Origin of the sequence: Vreelandella nanhaiensis (assembly GCF_003990185.1) — a bacterium.
Lineage (GTDB): Bacteria > Pseudomonadota > Gammaproteobacteria > Pseudomonadales > Halomonadaceae > Vreelandella > Vreelandella nanhaiensis.
Genome location: NZ_RZHF01000025.1, coordinates 207325 through 224588, shown reverse-complemented (window position 1 = coordinate 224588; position 17264 = coordinate 207325). Strand labels below are relative to the sequence as shown.

Here is a 17264-nt window from a genome sequence, read left to right as displayed (position 1 = left end):
TCAGTTAAATGAAGGAGCGCCTTATGGCTCGCGGTATCAACAAAGTGATTCTGATCGGTAACCTCGGACAGGACCCTGAAGTGCGCTTTACCCCAAGCGGTACGGCCGTCGCTAACCTGAACCTGGCCACGTCCGATACGTGGATGGATCGCCAGAGTGGTCAGCGACAGGAGCGCACCGAGTGGCACCGGGTCGTACTGTTTAATAAAACAGCTGAAATTGCCCAGCAGTACCTGAAAAAAGGCTCCAAGGTGTATATCGAGGGGCGCCTGCAAACCCGTAAATGGCAAGACCAGAACGGCCAGGATCGTTACAGCACCGAAATCGTTGCCAACGATATGCAAATGCTGGATGGCCGGGGTGGCGACTTCCAGGGTGGTAGTGCGCCGCAAAATAACTATGGCAGCCAGGGTGCGGCCCCTCAAGGCAACTACCCGCAGCAGAATGGCGCCCCCCAGGGGAACAATTACGGTGGCCAGGGCTATCCGAACCAGGGCAACCCGCAGCAGGGCAATCAATCGCCAAGCGGCCAGCCCGCACCTCGTCCTCAGCCCACGCCTGCGCCGCAGCAAGGCCATCAGAATAGCAACTACGGCGCGCCGGATCCGGGTAGCTTTGACGATTTCGACGACGAAATTCCGTTCTAACGGTGCTCGGGTACGTCGCGTTTAGCTGGTTGGCTACGTTGGTTGATAAAGAGGGGCTGTCTTGAAGCTGCTGATACTGGATGCAGGGCACTGCTTAAGCTTGGCACTGGCCCGGGAAGTGAACCGCCGCACGGATACGGAGCTGGTGATTGAGCAGGGGGTGACGATCACTGCGACCCAGTTGCATACAATTGCGCCTGACGCAGTGATTATTCCTCCGCTGGCACAACCGCTTAACATGACACCAGCGGCGGTAGGCGAGCATGCGGATGCAGTAGAGCGCTGTCTGGATGCCTGTCTTGCACAAGAAGTGCCCTTGGTATGGTGCGTCTCAGACCAGCTCTATGAAGATGGCTTTGATGAGCCGATCGACGAGCATGTGGTGCCAACGCCACGCGATGAGTGCTTACGGCGGTTGGTCGCGACCGGCGACCGGATTCGGAATGAGTACCATCGTCATCTGATTATACGCCTTGGCCCTCTGTTTGCGCTTGAGGGCAGTCATGCCTGGTTAAATGAGATTATCGATAGTCTGATCGAAGGGCAAAGCGTGCGCGCAGCAGAAGACGTGGTGTGTTGCCCTACCTCGGCGGATGCCGTGGCCATGGCATTGGTCGGAATGCTCCAGCAGCAGGCGAGCGGTGCCAATGCTTGGGGCGCCTACCACTTGGCTGGTACAGAGCCGGTGAGCGCGTTCACCTTCACTTCCATGGTGCGTACTCAGTTGGCAACTCATTTGGAAGGGCGTGGCGAAAAGGTCGAGCTTGGTGAGGTAACCGCACTGAATCATCATCACGATGCAAAATTGCGGCGCGTCTTAAATTGCCGCCGTGTGCTGGATGTCTTCGGTGTGCATCAGAAACCCTGGCGGCTAGAAGTAGGACGCATGCTGGATGCCTGGTGCCTTATGCGCGATGACCAGCAGGATGCCAGTACAGGAGAGTCCATTTGATCAATGTGGTTCGTAGCTTGGTATTTTATGCCGGGTATTTCCTCGCCATGCTGGTTAGTGGCGTGTTTTTTCTGCCTATCGCTCCTTTTTTACCACTGGCAGGCCGTTACCGTCTGCTGAATCTGTATAACCACTTTTTAGTGGTCTGGTTTCGGGTTGCCTGTGGGGTTCGCTACGATATTCAGGGGCGCGAGCGTATTCCGGAAGGACCTTGTGTTATTCAGGCAAACCATCAATGCGAGTGGGAAACGGTTTTTCTTCAGGTAATGAAGCCGCCGGTATGCACTGTGCTTAAGCAAGAACTTCTGCGCATTCCGATTTTCGGCTGGGGGCTACGCCTGTTACGTCCTATCAGCCTTGACCGCTCCAAGCCTGCCCGCGCCTTGAAACAGGTGCTGACGCAAGGGGTAGCGCGGCTAGGAACGGGACTTTCGGTGCTGATATTTCCAGAGGGTACGCGGGTCGACCCAGGCGTGCGCAAGCGCTACAACAAGAGCGGCAGCGTTGTAGCCTGCCGGGCCGGTGTGCCGGTGCTGCCGGTTGCCCATAATGCTGGCGAACGCTGGCCAGGACGCCAGTGGGTAAAGCGGCCTGGGGTTTTGCGGGTCCGTATTGGGGCGCCTATCGAGACTCAGGGGCGTACGCCCGACGAGGTGCTTGCCGAGGTGGAAGCCTGGATTGAAGGGCAGCTGCAAGAGATTTCCGAGGTGCCGCGTCCTCTCATCCGCTAGACACCGAATGGATTATATCGACAGCCACAAAAACGGCGCCTTCAAGGCGCCGTTTTATATTGCACTATATCAATCCATTAGCCGTGCTTCAGTCGGTATACCGTTGGAAGACCAGGCAGGCATTAGTGCCGCCGAAGCCAAAGCTATTGGACAGGATACGTTCAAGGGTAACGCCATCGCGCCGCTTGGTCACAATATCAAACCCGGCCGCCTGCTCGTCAAGGTGCTCGACGTTAGCAGAAGCGGCCACAAAGTTATGCTGCATCATCAACAACGAATAGATGGCTTCCTGAACGCCTGTGGCGCCCAAAGAGTGGCCGGTGAGGGATTTGGTTGAGCTCATCGCGGGTGTTGAGTCGCCAAATACTTCACGGACGGCTTTAAGTTCAGCCATATCACCTACCGGCGTTGACGTGCCGTGGGTGTTGATATAGTCAATGTCCCCCGTTACGGTCGCCATCGCCTGATGCATGCAGCGCACTGCGCCTTCGCCAGATGGCGCCACCATGTCATGGCCATCTGAAGTTGCACCATAGCCCACAAGCTCACCGTAAATCTTGGCGCCGCGTGCCTTGGCGTGCTCCAGCTCTTCAAGCACCAGCATGCCGCCGCCGCCAGCAATGACAAATCCGTCACGTGCCTGATCATAGGGGCGCGAGGCCTTCTCAGGCGCATCGTTATACTGAGTAGAGAGTGCTCCCATGGCATCGAACAGGCATGAAAGTGTCCAGTGCTCTTCCTCGCCACCCCCGGCAAAGACTACATCCTGTTTGCCCAGCTGGATCTGCTCCATCGCACTGCCGATACAGTGCGCTGACGTAGCACAGGCAGACGAAATCGAGTAGTTCACGCCCTTGATCTTGAATGGGGTGGCGAGGCAAGCGGACACCGTGCTGCCCATGGTACGGGTGACCCGGTAAGGGCCGACGCGGCGCAGACCTTTCTCACGCATCACATCGGCGGCTTCTACCTGGTTGGCGCTTGACGCGCCGCCGGAGCCCGCGATAAGTCCAGTACGCTCGCTGGAAACCTGTTCAGCCGACAATCCTGAGTCTTCGATGGCTTGGGCCATGGAAACATAGGCATATGCCGCCGCGTCGCCCATAAACCGGCGCAGCTTGCGGTCAATCAGCGTGTCCAGATCAATATCGACACTGCCTGCCACGTGGCTACGGAAGCCGCGCTCGGCGTACTCTTCCTTAAAACGGATGCCGCTGCGCCCGCTCTTGAGCGCTTCGAGAACCTGCTCTTGGTCGTTGCCCAGACACGACACGATGCCAAGGCCAGTGACTACCACTCGTCGCATGGGAGCCTCCTGTCAGAAATTCGCAGTGGAGGTGAATAGGCCAACGCGTAAATCATTAGCCTGATAAATATCGCGTCCATCGACAGCTAGGGTGCCGTCGGCGATGCCCAGAATAAGTCGCCGGGTAATAATACGCTTGATATTAATACGGTAAGTTACTTTTTTCGCATCAGGCATAATTTGCCCGCTGAATTTAACCTCACCGCAGCCAAGCGCGCGACCCCGTCCGGGATGGCCTAGCCAGCCCAGGTAGAAACCTACAAGCTGCCACATGGCATCAAGGCCTAGACAGCCAGGCATGACCGGATCGCCCGGAAAGTGACAATCAAAAAACCATAGGTCAGGAGAGATATCCAGCTCGGCAATCAGTTCGCCTTTGCTATGCTCACCGCCTTCTTCATGAATGTGCGTAATACGATCAAGCATTAGCATGTTAGGAGCCGGAAGCTGAGCGTTTCCGGGGCCGAATAGCTCGCCGCGCGAGCAGGCCAGCAGTTCTTCGCGATCAAAGGAATGTTGCTTGGTCACTGAATCGTTCCGAGTTTCAAGATGGTTGTTGGCCGTGTGCGGCATTAAGAGCCGAGGCATGGCATCGGAGTATAGCATGAGAGGCTAGCGCCGAGGCACGGCCCGCAAGGCCTAGCTTAGTCTACTTCCCGAAACCGCTGAATGCACGCAAGACACCCTTTATCACCGATAACTAGCGCTTTTTATTAAGTGATAGTCGCTTACGATAAGCTTTTTTCATGGGGTTTGTCGTTAGTGATTTATCCACTTAAGCGACCTATTAACGTAATATGCGGTATTCAAGCTTTTAGTAACACGGCATGATGCGTATGTTGCTTGATGATTATGTTTATTTTATAGCAGTTTTTTCAGGATAGGACGTAGCGAATCGCCATGTGGCTCCCTGTTTCTCTTAATCGTCCGTTGGTCTGGGGCGGGCTGACCGCGCTGCCGGGGTGTGTTTGGTTGCCCGATGCGATGCTGCGCATGGTGGCGGTCAGTTTCGTCCTACTTGGGCTTTGGGATGCTTGGCGTCAAGTGCGCCGGCAACGCTTACGCTGCCACTTGACGCAACATGTCATTAACATGGCAAGCGATGCCATTGTGGTCAGTGATGCGGAGAATAGAATTCTGGCCGTTAATCCGGCGTTCACAGATATTACCGGTTACAGCAGCGATGAAATTGTTAGCCGCCAGCTGGAAACCCTAGCCGCCCCCCGCCACGATAAAGCATTTTTCCAAACCTTCTGGAGTACTTTAAAGGCGACGGGGCGCTGGGAAGGGGAAATGTGGAACCGGCGCAAGCATGGGGATGAATATCCCGAGTGGTTAAAAGTGCGCGCGATTACCGATAAGCGCGGCAGTATTACGCACTTTATCAACCTGTTCACTGATATATCAGCGCAAAAGGCGCGGGAGCATGATCTACGTCGTATCGGTTATGAGGATCCGCTGACAGGCCTGCCCAACCGTCGTCGTTTACACGATTTGATGGCCTCTCGCCTGCGCCATCTGCGCGCTGGCGAGAGTTTGGATATTGCCTTGATTGATATTGATGGCTTGAAATCCGTCAATGACAGCCTAGGGGTAGAACAAGGCGACCGGTTGTTGGCCCGCTTTGCCCAACGGCTGGCAAGCTATGTGGCGGGCAGTGTGGTCGGGCGGCTTGGGGGGGATGAGTTCATGGTGGTTCGCACCACCACCTTTGATGACCACGAAACTTGGGTTGCAACCCTACGTGAGCATATGTGTCGGCCGTTTGAAATTAGCGGGCAGGTTCTGCGACTAGGACTTACCATAGGTAGCTGTCGCGCGCCGGAAGATGGTCGTGATTCAGGTGTGCTTTTTCAGCGCCTGGAGTCCGCCCTGTACAGTGCCAAACGGCTGAGGCGCAATCACAGCCTGCGATTCCGCCCGGCTCTGGACAAGCAGGATAATCCCCAACTGACGTTGGTCAGTGATCTGCGAGCCGCACTGATATCCGGTGATCAACTTGAATTGCACTTTCAAACCCAGCATCACCCCGGTACCGGCGAGCTCTTGGGCATGGAGGCGCTCTTGCGCTGGCGGCATCCCCAGGATGGCATGATTTCCCCTGCAGACTTCATTCCGTTAGCCGAACGCCACGGCCTCATGTCGGAACTTGGTAGCTGGGTCATCGAAAAAGCTTGCGCGCAGCAGGCGCATTGGCAGCACAGCAGCATGCCCAAGCTGACCATCTGGATCAATATTTCAGCTCTGCAGCTTTTTCAAGGTGATCTGGAAACTCAATTGAACACGTGCTTGAAGCGCTATCAGCTAAAACCTTCCCAGATTGGCCTGGAGCTCACCGAATCGGTGCTGATTGATGAGCGTGCCGGTGATATGGGGCCTCGCCTGAGAGCTTTGAAAGAACAAGGGTACTCGATTGCCATTGATGATTTTGGCACCGGTTATTCGTCACTTGGTTACCTCAAACGGTTACCGGTAGATAAGATAAAGTTGGATCGCGCATTCATTCGCGAGCTGCCCGACAGTCAGGCAGATGCCGCTATTGTCAAAGCGGTACTGGAAATGGCCCAAGGCATGGGGCTTTGTGTGGTAGCTGAAGGCGTGGAAACCCAGGAGCAGTGCCTGTTTCTGGTCGAAGCGGGATGCACCATCGTACAGGGCTTCTATTTCGCTCGCCCGCTACCTGCTATTGAGCTAGAGCAGCGCTGGGCGCCGCTACCCATGGCCGCTGGCGCACTTTAGAAGCGTTTGCAAAAAATGCCTTCTTGCTGGGCGCTACTTGGTGAGCGCTTTAAACGCGTCCAGTGCACGCTGGCGGGCAGCTTTGTGATCCACAACCGGTTCGGGGTAATCCAAATGGGTCAGCATATCCCGCGGAGGCGCATGGCGCGCCTTAGCAGGTAGTTCGTTTAGCGTCGGCAGCCATTTGGCGATGAATGCGCCGTCAGGATCGAAGCGTTTAGACTGGGTGGTCGGATTGAAGATGCGAAAATAAGGGGCGGAATCCGTGCCGGTGGACGCCGCCCATTGCCAGCCACCGTTATTGGCACAAAATTCACCGTCTACCAGGTGGCGCATAAAGAATTCTTCGCCCCGCCGCCAGTCAATCAACAGGTGCTTGCTCAGGAACATTGCTGTCACCATTCTGAGCCGGTTATGCATCCAGCCGGTGGCCACCATCTGGCGCATGGCCGCGTCTACCAGCGGATAGCCCGTGCGCCCCTCGCACCAGGCCTTGAAGCCTTCATCGTCATTACGCCAGGCAAGCTGCTTTGTATGTTCCTGAAATGGCTGGTAGCGGCATACTTCTGGGAAGCCCACCGCGACGTGTTGGTAAAACTCACGCCAGATAAGCTCGTTCACCCAGGTAGTAAGCCCTGCATCGCCGTCGGCCAGATGGCCGCCATTCTCACTCATGACAGCTTGCAGACACTGGCGATGGGAGATCATGCCTAATGCCAGGTATGGCGATAGTTCGCTGGTGCCGCTAAGGTTGGGGAAATCGCGCTGCTGACGATAGTGACGTCCGCGAAAGCGTAAAAAGCGTGCCAGATGATCACCAGCCGTCTCTTCACCGGCAGGCCATTTACGGCTACTCACTGGCTGGTCGTCAAGCTTGGGAAGAGCAGGTAGTTTATCGCTGTTGATTAGTAGCCGTTTTTGGGGTTCAGGCGTGTCGCGCAGGGTTAGCTGCTCGGTGCTGACCTGTTTATGCCACGCTTTAGAGAAAGGCGTAAATACACCGTAATAATCGCCTTTGCCGGTTAACAGCGTGCCGGGGGCGAAAGCAACGGCGTCATGATAGCCATGGGCGGCAATACCCTCGTTCTTGAAGGCATCCAACACTGCCTTATCGCGGCGCTGTTCATTAAGTGGGTAGTGATAATTAAAGTGCAGCCGCTTGATGGAGTGCTCGCGGGCAATTTCTAAAAGCGCCTTGGGCGCTTCGGCATAGCTTTCAATATCGCGGTATAGAAGAGGAATGTTGAGTCCGTCAAGTGCATCTTTAACGGCCGCTACGCCGCGTGCCCAGAAATCGATCTTATTTGCCCCGTGACCATGGGATTGCCATTGAGCGATACTGCGTAGGAAAACCGCAATCACGGGACCCTTTGCCGACGCGGCAGCCAGGGCTGAATTGTCGTGAATACGGAGGTCGCTGCGCAACCAAACTAGCTGAACATCCATGTTCTCTCCGGCATCATCAAGGCCTAAGCACCGTCTTATGCGGGGGCCTTGGCAAACGGCAGCTTATAGCACGCCTGACTCGCGCAGCAGCGGGCGTAATCGCGCGATGGCTTGAGGCAGATCGTCCCCTAGAGTATGCACCGGGCCGCCACGCAACTCGCTGTCGCGTAACCGGGCAACCGCGCCGCATACGCCAAGCGGCACGTTGAGCGCTTCGGCGGCGTTGGGCAGTTCGGTATGGATAAAGTGATCGCTTTCCCGCTGGCCACTTGTCAGCAATACCATGGATGAGTGAAGACGGGCCACCGCCTGGGGCAGGTCCTCAAGCGGCAGCGAATGATCCAGCATCTGGACACGATAACCCTGCTCACTGGCCATTAATGCAGCCATCAACATCCACAAAGGGCCCGGGTCGTCGGGCATGGTGTTGAGCAGAATCAACGGGCCGCGCGTTGACTGATTGGCGTAATGAAGGCGCGTACCCACCTGGCTACGTAAAAAGGCTTCCAGTGTGCGGCGTACCAGATTATCGGGCTGTATGGTCCATTTGGTTTCCAGCGCCAAAATAACCGGCTGCCATAGCTCATTGACGACAACGCTCAGCGGGTAGAGCGCAAGGTTTTGGTGATAGAGCGCCTCAAGCTTGGGTAAATCAAGGATTTCTATCGTTACTTGCAGCTGCTGGCGCTGGCTTACCCAGTCACCGGCATCTGGTACCGGTGTCTCTACCGTCTCAGGTTGATCAAGAAGATCAACGACTTGGCTTACGGGAACGCCACGGTTGAGCCACTGGAGTATGCGTTCAATGCGAGCGATATCGTCCTGAGCATACAGTCGGTGACCTTTTGGCGTGCGCTTGGGGCGAATTAAACCGTAGCGACGCTCCCAGGCGCGTAGGGTGACCGAGTTCACACCCGTTAATCGAGATACTTCCCGAATCGGATAGAGCGGCGTATCGGGTGGGTGGGTCGCCTTGGTGCTCATGGGCGCCTTTGCCTCTTGGTTGTCTCAAGCCGCAAAGTGCCGCGAGTTACCTTAACTTGCGGCGGCAATGTCGATTCACAATCCATAGTGTGTCGCTTGAATAAAAAGGAATAGAAGTACTGTCTATCGTAGCTCTATTTGTACAACTTGTCGCTATTAGGTACAACCTTTGGTTCTGAATGCGCTGTTATCAAAAAAACAAAAATTCTTTAAGTGTATGATGTTAATAATACGATTGGTTTAAAAAGCGTCTTTAACCTATTGTATATAACGTTAGCAACTTCTACACAAATACTACTAAAGCTATTTTTTATAGACGTATAAAACATTTGGTGTATAGGTAGTAGACGTGACACCACATTAGTGACAATGCGCTCAACAAACCCATGCAGCCACCCATATGAGGCTGATTGCTAACTGTCACGCTAACGTGGCGCGCCTTGTTCGCGGTGTAATCAGCGGGTCGTTACAGGAGGGGTATTATGCGTGTATTAATAACTGGAGGCAGCGGTTTCGTTGGTCAACGCCTTTGTGAAAAGCTGTTGGCTCAGGGGCACAACGTGCAGGTGGTGTCCCGTTACCCGGATCGTACACGCAAAAAACTCCCCCAGGCGTGTGATATTCGGGATAGCGCGCTTGGGTTTATGGATTCCCCGCCAGAAGCCATCGTTAACCTCGCCGGTGAATCCATTGCCGGAAAACGCTGGAGCGAAGCGCAGAAAAACCGGCTGGTTGAATCACGTGTCAAGGCCACGCACCAGCTTGTAACGCTGTGCGAGCAGCTTATAACCAGCGGTCTGCCCGTGCCGAAGGTAATGGTTAGCGGTTCCGCCATGGGTTACTACGGCGATCAGGGCAAGCGCATGGTCACCGAGGAAACGGCTCCCCATGATGAATTTGCCCATCGGCTATGTGCCCGATGGGAAACTGCCGCACAGCCGGTGAAGGCGCTGGGCGTACGCTTGGCTATTCTACGCACAGGGTTGGTACTGGACGCTGGTGGCGGAATGCTTGAGAAGATGCTGCCCCCGTTCAAGCTGGGGTTGGGTGGGCGTTTTGGCCGTGGCGAGCAGTATATGCCCTGGGTTCACCGTGACGACTTAGTGTCGGCGATTATGTTCCTGCTCGAAGAGAATGAACTAAACGGAGTCTTCAACGCCAGCGCACCGCATCCGGTCACCAACGCCGAGTTTGCCAAAATCCTGGCCCGCAAGCTCCATCGTCCGGCCATATTCCCGGTACCTGCCTTTGTCTTAAAGGCAGGCCTTGGGGAAATGTCCCGGTTGCTGTTAACCGGTGCGGATATGCGTCCTGCGCGCCTTGAAGAGGCGGGTTTTGAGTTTCAATACCCAACACTCGACAAGGCGCTTAGCGCTATTTTAAAACGTTAAGATTGGCCCATCAGGCATTTGGGTCAACCGTGATGATGACCCGAACGGAGTCCAGACGCAGGCGGGTATTTTCAATTGCTTCGCTCAGCGCCACGCGCTCCTGCTTGAGCGCGTCCAGCTCCTCACTACGCACTGACGGGTTGTGTTCGGCAAGCGCAGCCAGGCGGGCAAGCTCGGCGTCCAGCTGGCTACGCATGCGCGTCTCGGCGGCTTCCACAATGCTTGGCAACTCGCGCTCCGCCTCGCCTTCCCCTTGGATGAGCAATTCGCGCAGCTGGTCGTGACGGCTCTTGATCAGATCACGTGCCAGTGACTTGTTGACCTTTTGCAGATTTTTGCCTAGGCCGGTAAACGAGATCTTGCTGGTCAGGTTGGCCCCTGACTCATCCAGCAGTACCCGCACGGCGGTCGGCGGCAGGAAACGGTTAAGGTGCAGCGACCTGGGCGCAGGGCAGTGGGTGCGGAAGACAAGCTCGGCCATCAGTCGCCCGCTGGGAATGGCGGGGTGGCGCAACAGGGCCAGAGCTGTGTTACCCATGGTGCCATCCAGCACGCGGCCCATCATTTCGCGCAGCAGCGGATGCTCCCAGGAAAGTCGCTGAATATCATCTCGGGCAAGCGCCTGAGCGCGGCTATAGGTGGCGGTAAAGCCCTCTTCTCCCTTGACCAGGCCTGGCAGGCCGTCAAGCATGTGCTGGCTGGGCTGAAGATGGAAAAGCCCCTTGCCAATCTCCTGGCTATCGACGCCGAATACGTCCAGGGCGCGCTCGACATAGCGCGGCAATGCCGCGTCTTCATCAAGTTCGCGCACCGCCTCAATGACTTCCTGAGCACGGGCCGGGCGGCAGGCATTCAGCTCCAGCAGGCGGTTGCGGCCCGCATCACGCTCGGCAAGCTTGGCGGTAAACATCTCCCTCGTTTCTTGGATGATTTCATCCAGCATTTCGTCGTCCAGAAGCGCATCCGCCAGGGCGTCACCAAAGGCGTCAAACAGGTCGCTGCCGATGCCGTGCGGCGCGCTGAACGCATCCATCCCCTCGTGATACCAGCGCAGCAGGCGCTCGCCGGGGCTGCCGGTAAAGGTCGGGGCGTGGAGTTCGATGGCGTGCTTCTGGCCGATACGGTCCAGACGGCCAATGCGCTGCTCCAACTGGTCCGGGTGCTGGGGCATGTCGAACATGACCAGATGGCGGCAGAATTGGAAATTGCGGCCTTCCGAGCCAATCTCCGAGCAGACAAGTACCTGTACGCCTTCTTCCTCATCGGCAAAGGCGGCGGCGGCGCGGTCACGCTCAACCAGCGACAGCCCTTCATGGAAGACCGGCGCCTGGTAGCCGCCCAGCACGCGCAGCCCTTCGGCAATGCCTTCGGCCGTTTCGCGGTGATGAGCAATTACCAGCACTTTGTCGTTGGCAAAACCTGTTTCGCTGTCGTCGCTGAGTTTATCCAGCAGCCAGTTAACCCGTGGGTCGATATGCCACCAGGCTTCGCCGTTGAGCGGATCGTTGCTGAGTTCCCGATACATGGCATCTGGGTAGATCAAGACATCCGGATGATCCATGCCGGTTTCGATCAGAAGCTCGTCCAGATAGTCGTCGTCGCGCTCCAAACGGCGCAGCACCCGGCGATAGGCCGAAGGCAGTTCAAGGGGCGCCAGGTGCAAGCGCCGATCGGGGAAACCGCCTACATGACGGCGGCTGTTGCGGAACATCACTCGGCCCGTGCCGTGGCGGTCAAGCAGGGCATCGCGCAGCTGAATACGGGCGGCATCCTGTTGCTCGGCACTGGCTTCCGGGTTGCACAGCGTGGCCAGCAGCGCCTGACTGTCGCGGTCGTCGGCGACGGCCTCAACGCGGGCACGGGCATCTGGCGCGGCGGGTAGCTCATCAAGGGCATCAATGGCACTGGCGACGGCACTGTAGTGGCGCTCTTCGTCCTTGAAGCGTTCCAGGTCGTGGTAACGCTCGCCGTCCAACAGGCGCAGGCGGGCAAAGTGGCTTTCAATGCCCATCTGCTCGGGCGTCGCGGTCAATAGCAGCAGGCCAGGTATTTCAGCGGCCAATTGCTCGACGCACTGGTAGCCAGGACCACTACCTTCGCTGCTCCAATCCAGATGGTGCGCTTCATCGACAATCAGCAGGTCGAAGCGGCTGGCCAGTGCTTGATCCTGACGGTGAATATTGGCAAACAGCCAGCCCTGGCTTGCCAGTACCAGCTGGGCACTTTCGAACGGGTTGGCACTGCCGTGAGCCTGACTTTGGTGCTCATCCAGCAGGCTAACGCTAAGTGAAAAGCGGCGCAGCAGTTCCACCAGCCACTGGTGAGTAAGACTGTCGGGCACCAGAATCAGTGCGCGCTCAACGCGTCCGGCCAGCAACAGGCGGTGAAGAATCAGACCGGCTTCAATGGTTTTACCCAGGCCAACCTCGTCGGCAAGCAGAACCCGAGGCGCGTGACGGTGGGCCACTTCATCAGCGATATATAGCTGGTGAGGGATCAGGTCGATGCGCGGACCAGCAAAGCCCAGCGCACTATGCTGCTCAATGCGCTGAAAGTGATGCAGCGTGCGAAAGCGCAGATCAAACCAGTCGTTACGGTCAACCTGGCCAGTCAGCAGGCGGTCACGGGCCTGGTCAAACTGCATGGTGTCGGCGAGCTTGGCCTCGGGGAGTTCACGCAGGGTGCCTTCGCTGTCCTCACCGATGTAGGTAATCAGGCCATGGGACTCTTTACTGTCATCAACGATCATCTGCCAGCCATCGGCAGACAGCACCCGGTCACCGCTGCCAAACATCACGCGAGTGAGGGGGGCCTGGCGGGTGTTATACGTCCGGGTTTCCTGGCTGGCACTGAACAAAATGGTAACGCTACGGGCGTCGCAGTTAAGCACGGTGCCGAGTCCAAGCTCGGCTTCACCGTCGCTAATCCAGCGCTGGCCGGGAGAAAAATCGCTCATGATGCCTCGGGGAAGTCTACAAAAACGGGTCATACGCTGCCAAGGGCACGCCATTGGCAGCAGCAGGGCGGGGGATTCTAACGCAAAGGTGGCGGGGGATTAAGGTGTATTGACGTCAATCTTCCAGCCAGCGCTCAAGGTGGGCGCGGGTAAGCTCACCAACGTGGATATCCAATGTATTGCCCTGGCCATCGAAAAGTACCGTGGTGGGCAGCCCAGGCGCTTCAAACAACGCCATCAGACGCTGGCCCGGGTCGCGCAGGGCGTGGGTAAAATGAAGGTCCTGTGCGTCCAAATAACGCACAATAGGCAATAGATCCTCGCCCTGGTTAACCACTGCCAAGGTCACCCCTTCATGTTGGGCCACCTCTTCAAGCAGCGGCATCTCACGCCGACACGGCGGACACCAGGTGGCCCATAAGTTAACGATGACCCGGTCACTGTTATCGGCAAGCGCAGGTAGGTAGACCTCGTCACCGTCGATATTTTCCAGGCTGAGCTCGGGCAGCTGGCTGACGGCAAAGTTGCTGCCTAAAGGAGCAAGCGATATCAACGCAAGCCACACCCCGGAGGCGCCGAGCAAAAGGACGGTGCCGCCCACCAGGCCTGCCAGGTACTTGCGTAGCGCAAACGCTGTCCAGAGCAGCCCCGCCAGTAGCCCGCCAATGACATGGTAGCCCGGCTGCCACATCTTGAGTGCATCAAGCGGATCGGCGCTATAGCTCTCCAGATGAAGCGTGATATGCGCAATACGGGCGCCTATCAGCCAGGCGATAACCAGCCCGGTGAACCAGCGCTGCAGCGTGGAGGAGGGCAGGCGCAGTAGGTAGCGCGCGGCCAATAAAACAAGCAGGGCGCAGCCAATAGCGTATAGCCTGGGTAATGAAATCAACAATGGTCCAAGGGCAATGGCATTCATGGTCTTCTCAATAAAGCAGGTACACTAGTGACCATATCACGAGAGCTGTCATTTACGGAGTTTGTCTATGCCTCACCCCGCCTTTGATGTCCTGCGTGCGCTGGCCATCGGCTCCCAGGCGTTGGGCCTGATCGTTATTATCACCCTGGAGACACTGCTGGGAGATGCCGCAAGACCCTGGCAAGGGCTGACGCTGGGCGTCATGCTGGTCGCCGCATTGATGATTGCCCTGGTGCGGTTGTATCGCCATAACCGTTTGCGCAAGCAGCGTGCAGAGCGGCTGGGCGATAACGACCATGCCTAGTGGGCATGGGGAGCACCGTTGGTGGGTAGGGGGAATGATCTGTGTGCTCCTGACCGGTTGCACTCAGGATGTCGTACGTGAAGATCACCGCGCGCTCGCTCAAGAGCAGGCTCAGCAAACCTGGCTGGGTGGACAGGTCCAGCAAGCCCTGGCAGAGCATGCCGAACCGGATGGCTTTGGCCTGCTGGCCAATGGGCAGGAAGCCTTTGCTGTACGCGCCGGGTTGATTCAGCAGGCCCAGCAAGAGTTGGATATTCAGACCTATCTGCTGGGTGAGGGGCAAACCACCAGTCTGGTGCTATCGCGTCTTTTAACGGCGGCCGAAGAGGGCGTGCGCGTTAGGCTACTGGTAGACGATATGGGGGCTGTCGGGCAGGGCGAACGTCTGGCAGCTCTGGCGAGCCATCCAGGGATTTACGTGCGGGTGTATAATCCTGTGGCTATAGGGCGGGGGCATCTGTTCACCCGGGTGCTGGCATCGGTGACCAACCCTGCCCAGCAGCAGCGGCGTATGCATAACAAGCTTTGGATCGCCGATAACAGTGTGGCGATTGTGGGTGGACGCAATCTGGGCGATGAGTATTTTGACGCCAACGACTCACGTAATTTCGCCGACCTGGACTTGGTGGCGGTCGGCGACATCGTGCCAGAGCTATCGCAAGGTTTTGATCTTTACTGGAACCACGATCTGGCCCAGCCCATTGAGCGTTATCATCAGGTGGCGACCAACGCCTGGCAGGCGCTGCAGGATGAGCTTGACGAGTGGCTGAATGATAATGCCGACTCCGCCTACTTCTCCGAACTGAGACAACAGTCGCGTGATACACCGCCCTGGGAAACGCTGCACTGGGGCGAGGCGCAGGCGCTGTGGGATGCGCCAGGCAAGCTTGCTCAAAGTGGTACGCCCGACTGGCAGGCCACGCTACTGGGCGACTTGATAGCCAATACGCAGGTCACCAAACGGTTGACGCTGATTTCCGCTTATTTTGTACCCACCGAGGATGGCGTTAGGCGCTTGACCCGCTTGGCGGACCAGGGCGTTGAGGTAGAGGTGATCACCAATTCGCTGGAATCCACCGATGCCGCGGTCGTGCACGGCGCTTACGCCCCCTGGCGGCAAACGCTTTTGGAGCATGGTGTCACGCTCTATGAGTTGCGCCCCGAGCAGGAGGCGGATGAGGTCGATGCTGAAAAGGAGATGCGCGTGCCCGGCGCTTCAGCGTCCGCGTTGCATATCAAGGCCATTAGCTTTGATGACCAGCTGTTCGTAGGCTCTTTTAACGTTGATCCGCGTTCGGTGCTATGGAATACCGAGGTCGGGGTGCTGGTCAACAGCGACACGCTGATGGAAGCCTTTCATGAACTAGTGGAGGTAGGGCGTGACCCAGCCATCAGCTATCATGTGGTGTTGGACAATGCCGGTAATATTAACTGGGAGTTTGAACACCGTGGTGAGTCTCAGGTGCTGAGTGACGAGCCGGGCAACATCTGGCGGCACTTTAATGCCTGGCTGAGCCATGCGTTTCGACTGGAGCGCTGGCTGTAACGTCAGCATCAAAGAAACGTTAGAAAGCGTTGCTTGTGTTTTCCTCGTAGTGGTTCCAGATTAGAGAAAGTTTCCGCGCTCTAGCGCGGGGCTTTATACCTCACTGGGAGCGAAAAACAATATGATCAATAAACGCGCATTAGCTACCGCCGTTGCGGCCTCTTCACTTTTCATGACGGGGCTTGCACAGGCTGAGGATGTCAAGATTGGCTTCCTGGGCGGTTTTACCGGGGGAATTGAAAGCCTTACACCACCTATCTTTGAAGCCGCGAAGCTTGCCGTTCAGCAAATAAACGAACAGGGCGGTATCCTGAAAGGGCAAACGCTGGTCATGCCTTCAGGTGATACGACTTGTTCGGATGCTTCGGCGGCCTCTAACGCTGCTGACCGTATGGTTAACTCCGAACAGGTAACCGCGATTGTCGGGGCGCTTTGCACCGGGGCGACCATCGCCGCGGCCAATAACGCTGCGGTTCCAGGGGGCGTGGTCATGGTGTCACCGGCATCCACGGCACCTGCGGTCACCGAGCTTGATGATAACGACCTGGTATTCCGCACCGTACCCTCAGATGCTTTCCAGGGTGAAATACTCGCCAAGCTACTGCTTGATAAAGGCATCGACGCCGTAGCCGTCACCTTTGTGAATAACGACTACGGGCGCGGCCTTTCCGATGCGTTTAGCGCGGCCTTTAAGGCTGGTGGCGGCGAGGTTGCCGAAAATCTCGCCCATGAAGATAACCGCGCTGATTACCGCTCTGAGCTGGGGTCACTCTCGGCAAGCGGCGTCGATACGCTGGTTGTGCTGGCGTATGCCGATACCTCGGGCCAGACGGTGCTCCGCCAGGCGTATGAAAGCGGCATGTTTACCCAATACGTGGGTGCCGACGGTATGGTAGGCGACAGTCTGATCGAAGCGATCGGCGCTGACGTGTTGGACGGCATGATCGCCACGCGCCCGGGCAGCCCGGATCTCCCCGGCACGCCGATTTTCAACGAGGCCGCCGAAGCTGCAGGCTTTGACCCCAGCGCCGTCTTTGCTGCCCAGGCGTATGACGCCGCTTTCCTGCTGGCGCTTGCCATTGAGCAAAATGGTAGCGCCGAGCGTGAAGGATTAGCCGAGGCACTGCGCAACGTTTCCAGCGCCCCAGGCGAGGTGATTCTGCCCGGCGAGTGGGAGAAGGCGGTCGAGCTGATTGCTGCGGGTACCGAAATCAACTACGAAGGCGCCTCTGGCTCCCACGATTTTGATGAAAATGGTGATGTCCCCGGCGTGGTCCTGGAAATGGTCGTCGAGAACGGCACTTTTACTAGCAAAGGACAGGTCGATCTGTAAGGTCCGCCTG

Annotated in this window: 14 protein-coding genes; 8 read left to right on the top strand and 6 right to left on the bottom strand. The window is 57.1% G+C overall.

The genetic code is table 11. The annotated features are described in order from the left end of the window. Positions 1-23: 23 nt before the first annotated feature. The 3 genes from ELY38_RS16385 to ELY38_RS16375 all read left to right on the top strand — a co-directional run bounded on the left by ELY38_RS16385 (position 24) and on the right by ELY38_RS16375 (position 2330). Entirely contained in the window at positions 24-647 is a 624-nt protein-coding gene (locus tag ELY38_RS16385) for a single-stranded DNA-binding protein (protein WP_127063259.1), read from the top strand. A 61-nt stretch (positions 648-708) separates the two neighbouring features. Beyond that, positions 709-1599: a sugar nucleotide-binding protein gene (locus ELY38_RS16380; protein ID WP_127063258.1), complete on the top strand. Its 891-nt coding sequence runs from the start codon at positions 709-711 to the stop codon at positions 1597-1599. Further along, positions 1596-2330: a lysophospholipid acyltransferase family protein gene (locus ELY38_RS16375; RefSeq protein ID WP_127063257.1), complete on the top strand. Its 735-nt coding sequence runs from the start codon at positions 1596-1598 to the stop codon at positions 2328-2330. Before ELY38_RS16380 ends, ELY38_RS16375 begins: the two co-directional genes overlap by 4 nt. Positions 2331-2418: 88 nt before the next feature. Here the strand turns inward: ELY38_RS16375 and fabB are convergent, their stop codons facing one another. Together fabB and fabA are read right to left on the bottom strand one after the other, a co-directional pair. Then, on the bottom strand, positions 2419-3636 hold the full coding sequence (gene fabB / locus ELY38_RS16370) for a beta-ketoacyl-ACP synthase I (RefSeq protein WP_127063256.1): 1218 nt from the start codon (positions 3634-3636) through the stop codon (positions 2419-2421). Between the two features lie 12 nt (positions 3637-3648). Further along, complete coding sequence (gene fabA / locus ELY38_RS16365) at positions 3649-4164, bottom strand: 3-hydroxyacyl-[acyl-carrier-protein] dehydratase FabA (RefSeq protein WP_126949757.1); 516 nt, start codon at positions 4162-4164, stop codon at positions 3649-3651. A 372-nt stretch (positions 4165-4536) separates the two neighbouring features. Between fabA and ELY38_RS16360 the strand changes: the two genes are divergently transcribed. Beyond that, positions 4537-6375, top strand: coding sequence for a putative bifunctional diguanylate cyclase/phosphodiesterase (locus tag ELY38_RS16360; protein WP_127063255.1), 1839 nt, complete (start codon positions 4537-4539; stop codon positions 6373-6375). Positions 6376-6408: 33 nt separating this feature from the next. Here the strand turns inward: ELY38_RS16360 and phrB are convergent, their stop codons facing one another. Beyond that, the gene (gene phrB / locus ELY38_RS16355) at positions 6409-7821 is read right to left on the bottom strand and encodes a deoxyribodipyrimidine photo-lyase (protein WP_127063254.1); all 1413 of its coding nucleotides are present in this window, start codon (positions 7819-7821) and stop codon (positions 6409-6411) included. A 63-nt stretch (positions 7822-7884) separates the two neighbouring features. After that, a complete protein-coding gene (locus tag ELY38_RS16350) occupies positions 7885-8805 on the bottom strand; it encodes a MerR family transcriptional regulator (protein ID WP_127063253.1) in 921 nt (306 codons plus the stop codon). 482 nt (positions 8806-9287) lie between these two features. Between ELY38_RS16350 and ELY38_RS16345 the strand changes: the two genes are divergently transcribed. Further along, positions 9288-10196, top strand: coding sequence for a TIGR01777 family oxidoreductase (locus ELY38_RS16345; protein WP_127063252.1), 909 nt, complete (start codon positions 9288-9290; stop codon positions 10194-10196). Positions 10197-10206: 10 nt separating this feature from the next. On the opposite strand, the gene rapA is transcribed toward ELY38_RS16345, so the two are convergent. Both rapA and ELY38_RS16335 read right to left on the bottom strand, forming a co-directional pair. Then, entirely contained in the window at positions 10207-13152 is a 2946-nt protein-coding gene (gene rapA / locus ELY38_RS16340; RefSeq protein WP_127063251.1) for an RNA polymerase-associated protein RapA, read from the bottom strand. 115 nt (positions 13153-13267) lie between these two features. Continuing rightward, positions 13268-14071: a TlpA disulfide reductase family protein gene (locus ELY38_RS16335; RefSeq protein WP_127063250.1), complete on the bottom strand. Its 804-nt coding sequence runs from the start codon at positions 14069-14071 to the stop codon at positions 13268-13270. A gap of 67 nt (positions 14072-14138) precedes the next feature. On the opposite strand from ELY38_RS16335, the gene ELY38_RS16330 reads away from it, so the two are divergent. From ELY38_RS16330 to ELY38_RS16320, 3 genes are all read left to right on the top strand, one after another. Then, positions 14139-14375: a hypothetical protein gene (locus tag ELY38_RS16330; RefSeq protein WP_127063249.1), complete on the top strand. Its 237-nt coding sequence runs from the start codon at positions 14139-14141 to the stop codon at positions 14373-14375. Then, entirely contained in the window at positions 14368-15921 is a 1554-nt protein-coding gene (locus ELY38_RS16325) for a phospholipase D family protein (protein WP_127063248.1), read from the top strand. Before ELY38_RS16330 ends, ELY38_RS16325 begins: the two co-directional genes overlap by 8 nt. A 121-nt stretch (positions 15922-16042) precedes the next feature. Continuing rightward, a complete protein-coding gene (locus tag ELY38_RS16320) occupies positions 16043-17254 on the top strand; it encodes an ABC transporter substrate-binding protein (protein WP_127063247.1) in 1212 nt (403 codons plus the stop codon). Positions 17255-17264 lie beyond the last annotated feature (10 nt).